The 3,572-nt window shown below is 48.7% G+C and carries 3 protein-coding genes; all 3 read left to right on the forward strand.

The window, feature by feature from the left end:
* On the forward strand, positions 1 to 828 hold an 828-nt coding region (locus tag EXE45_RS16020), incomplete at its 5' end, for an NAD(P)-dependent oxidoreductase (RefSeq protein ID WP_158294277.1).
* Between the two features lie 563 nt (positions 829 to 1,391).
* Positions 1,392 to 2,003, forward strand: coding sequence for a glycosyltransferase (locus EXE45_RS19715; RefSeq protein WP_158293472.1), 612 nt, complete (start codon positions 1,392 to 1,394; stop codon positions 2,001 to 2,003).
* The gene (locus EXE45_RS16030; protein ID WP_137694904.1) at positions 2,000 to 3,448 is read left to right on the forward strand and encodes a lipopolysaccharide biosynthesis protein; all 1,449 of its coding nucleotides are present in this window, start codon (positions 2,000 to 2,002) and stop codon (positions 3,446 to 3,448) included. Before EXE45_RS19715 ends, EXE45_RS16030 begins: the two co-directional genes overlap by 4 nt.
* Positions 3,449 to 3,572 lie beyond the last annotated feature (124 nt).

Consider the following 3,572-nt stretch of genomic DNA (forward strand, 5'->3'; position numbering starts at 1 on the left):
AGTGGCGAATTCGTAAACGACGAAGCGGATTTCATGAAAGTCGACATCAGGGATAAGGCTGCGCTTCGAGAAGCTCTTGATTCACCCGACCTGATTTTCCATCTCGCAGCTAACGCACACACGAAAGAAACTTCTCTCGGATGGGACGATCCAGGTACTGATTGCGACGTAAATGTGAAGGGAACATTAAATGTTTTTGAGGCTGTACGTCACGATCATCCCGAGTGTCGTGTCGTGTTTGTATCGTCAGCCGCGGTGTATGGCGAACCTGATACAGTCCCAATAACAGAAGACACAGCGAGAAATCCCCAGTCGCCCTACGGTGTTCACAAGCGTACCGGCGAATTACATGCTAATTCCTACGTCCGCGAAATTGGTCTTGATGTCGTTAGTGTGCGAATTTTCAACACGTATGGTCCAAGGCAACCCCGATACGTAATTTACGATTTCTTCGAGAAGCTTCGGAAAGATAGCTCTGAACTCGAAGTGCTCGGGACAGGAAACCAAGTCCGTGACTACTGCTATGTTAGCGACACAGTTCAGGGACTCACCCTAGTCGCGGAGCGTGGCACTGCGGGTGAGGCTTATAACCTTGGTGGCGGCGAGAGCATTAGTATTTCGGAGCTTGCTAATAGTGTTATTGACGTTTGTGATGTTGACGCGTCGGTGAGGTTTACATCGGAAAGCTGGACGGGTGACCTTGATCGGCTTCACGCGGATATTTCCAAAATCAAAAAACTTGGATTTGAACCAAATGTTGGTTTGTCTGATGGGTTGGTACGATTTAAGGAGTACTATGAGAGTGCGGAAGGCCCAGTGGGTCAGTAACCGTCGGTTCACTTACCACCTCTCGACAGGTTACACATATGCGTAATCACACAGTACCGGACGATGACGTCGAACACGCACACAGGTCGGTAGGGCGGTCCTTTGAAAACCCGTGTGTGATCCATGACCCGATGACGTTCCAAGGCGGTGGAGAGAGGTACGCAATCTCATTAGCGGAATGCCTTGATGCACCCCTCTACACGTCCCAATGTAGTATTGACATCGACTCAGATATCACGGTGAACACTTTTTCTGAATCACCTGTAGATCGTTTACTACGCCGACTACCGATCTGGGGACTAGCAGACGCGCTTGTGTACGAAAACTTTGAGGTTCCGGAACATCATGATGTCGTTATTACTACGGGGGCCACATCAAAAGCCGTTCTCCACTCTCCTCATCAGCACCGATATCACGTGATTCATACACCGGCTCGATGGCTATTTGACCGTGCTCCAGGGCGTTACCGTGATTCGTGGGGACCGATCCGTGTCGTGAAACGTTTCTATCAGTCATATATGCGAATTCACGACTTGTCAACTATACCCCGTATCCGGTCATTCGTGGCAAATTCAGAGGTGATCTCTCAAAGGATGAGCGTATATTACAACCGAGAACCCGACACAGTCATATATCCTCCTGTCAATACTGAGCAGTTTTATCACGAAGCAAACAAAGGGTATATCCTATTTATTGGCCGGTTAGAGCCACACAAAGGTGTTGAGGAGATGGTTAGGGCTGTCAACAACACGAATTATTCGCTCAAGATCGCAGGTACAGGTTCTCTGAAGCCTCGCCTTTCCAAGCTCATGAGTAGTAACGTTGAGTTACTTGGTTACGTTAGTGAGGAACGCAAACGGCGACTGTTAGCCAATTGTGACGCGTTACTATTCAATAGCTATGCGGAAGATTTCGGCATTGTCCCAATAGAAGCTTTCGCAAGTGGAAAACCTGTCATCGGTGTTCGTGAGGGATACACGAAACAACAAATCTCGGATGGGGAGAACGGTGTCCTGTTTGCCCGTGGCAAAGACGCGATGCGTGACGCCATTGACCGCGCTTACTCGATCGATTGGGATCCAGCCGAAATCCAGGCGACCAGTGACAAATATAGTATTGAACACTTCAACGAACAGTGGCGTAAATTAATCTTTGGTCAATCAAAAGATCCTTGACGAACAAACCCTCTCCTGACGACACACAGCTCAGCGTCGAGACAACCCACGGTGTCGTGGCTAGAGTCTTTTCTGCGGGAAGTGGATTGGCAGGAACGATCATCTTCGCAAATGTTCTTGGTGCTGATATCCTCGGACAGTACTTCTTGCTATACGCTATCGCGAATGCGAGTTATCTTCCTATCGACGGATGGGCAGAGGGTACCAAGAAGCGTTTTTCCGATCCAGAACCCACCCACACTACTGTTCTAGGGGTCCTCACCATCGTTTTCGTTGTCTGGGTAGCGATTATGATGGTGCTCTTTTTTGCTTTATCCGGATTACTGACGTCCGTTTTAGACATTGATATCTCCATTTTTATTCTACCGTTGCTCGTGATTGAGGGAGCGTTCGTCGTGGTTGAAAAGCTAGTACACGCGAGGGGGCGAGTCGGTCGCGCTACGTGGATTGATTCGATCCGTTCGGTAATCACACTTGGATTCCAAGGCTTATTAGTGTACCTTGGCTGGGAAGAGAGTGGGCTTCTATTGGGGCTCACCCTCGCCACGATCGTCTCGCTGGTACCACTTGCGCTTTCGGTGAGAGAGATACCAAGCAGTCCAGATTCGTCGGAATTCCGATCTCAGTGGCGATACGCGCGATTTAGCGTACCAGAGTTTGTGGTGGGAAGGCTTCACCGGCGGGCAGAACCTCTTCTCATTGGCGCCGTGCTGGGACCAGCAGCAGTTGGATTATACGAAGTAGCTCGGAGAGTGGCCATACCAGCTAGTTTCGTTGCAGACGTAGCTGGCAACGGACTTATGGCTAATGTGAGTCGTCTGTGGGGAGAAACAAACGATATCTCTGAGGATGTCGAGAATGTACTATCATTTGCGAGCATTTTAGCAATTCCGTTATTCACTGGCTCGCTTGTGTTATCGACTGAGGTTGTCGTAACTCTCTTTGGTTCGAAATTCAGTGGTGCCGGAATTATTCTCATTGGTGTTACGCTATCTGAGGTGTTCGGAACACAGAATCACAGCCTTTGGCAGGTATTTAATGGCATGGGGAAACCAAAGGTAAATCTTCGGATAAGTACCCTCTATACGCTTCTCAAACTACCGCTCATGGTTCTTTTATTGTACCAAATTGGCTTGGTGGGAATTGTTGTCTCGTTGATCATATCGGAGGCTTTCAAGCATGTATTATCCGTGATTTTTCTCCGACGGTTTGTATCAATTAACCCTCTACCCCGATTGTTATTTGAGGAAATAGTCGCTGCCATAGCTATGATGGCGATCATAGGGACTATTATCACACAATGGCCCGTGACCGGATGGCAAACTTTATTATTCTACGTTACTCTCGGATGTATACTGTATTCTCTGTTCCTAGCTGGCATGAGCAACCAGTTTCGGGAAACATCTGTAGAGGTGCTCAAGGGCTTCACTAATCGTGGCGTCTGATCCTACTCATTTGGGAGGATCTCGCGGATCAAGGATCTCCGCGAGGTAACCTCTGATCTTCGAAAAGACGCTGGAATTCCTAGACATCATCACGTCGCGCCACACTGGTGGAACTTCTCCTGAC

Source organism: Halorubrum sp. SP9, assembly GCF_005435015.1.
GTDB lineage: Archaea > Halobacteriota > Halobacteria > Halobacteriales > Haloferacaceae > Halorubrum > Halorubrum sodomense.